Annotated in this window: 1 protein-coding gene; it reads left to right on the forward strand. The window is 65.1% G+C overall.

Features of this window, described 5'->3' with window-relative positions; all coding sequences use genetic code 11:
• Positions 1-612: HlyD family secretion protein (locus PQR54_RS38870; protein ID WP_408255454.1), on the forward strand; the 612-nt coding region annotated here is incomplete at its 5' end.
• Position 613: the final 1 nt, after the last annotated feature.

Here is a 613-nt window from a genome sequence, read left to right on the forward strand (position 1 = left end):
CAGCACGCCGCGAGCGCGCTGGCCGAGGGGCTCGCGCAGCAGGCGCGCAATCGCGCCGTATTCGTGGCAACCGAGCAGAACCTCGACGTTCTGAAGACACAGCGCGACAAGGCCGCGGGTGCGTTAGCCCGTGCCGAAGCCATGCTCGAACAGGCGAAACTCAACCTGTCGTATACGGAGATCCACGCGCCCATCGACGGCAAGGTTGGACGGCGCTCGGCACGCGTCGGCGCATTCGTGACGACCGGCGCACCGCTGCTCGCGATCGTCCCGCTGTCGGACGCCTATATCGTCGCTAACTTCCAGGAGAACCAGCTCGCCCGGATGCGCCCCGGCGACACCGTGCGTATCAAGGTCGACAGTTTTCCGGGCGTGGTGATCCGTGGCCATGTCGATAGTCTTGCGCCGGCTACAGGCGTGAGCTTCGCACCGATCGCACCCGACAACGCAACGGGCAACTTCACCAAGATTGTCCAGCGCGTGCCGGTCAGGATCACCATCGATCATGGACAACAGGCCGCGGCCGAATTGAGCGTGGGCCTTTCCGTCGAAACGGAGGTCGCCGTCGGCAAGCGCGCCGATATGCGGATCGCGGGAGCGGACGCGAAATGAA

This window comes from Paraburkholderia phytofirmans, assembly GCF_046028095.1.
Taxonomy (GTDB): Bacteria; Pseudomonadota; Gammaproteobacteria; order Burkholderiales; family Burkholderiaceae; genus Paraburkholderia; species Paraburkholderia phytofirmans_A.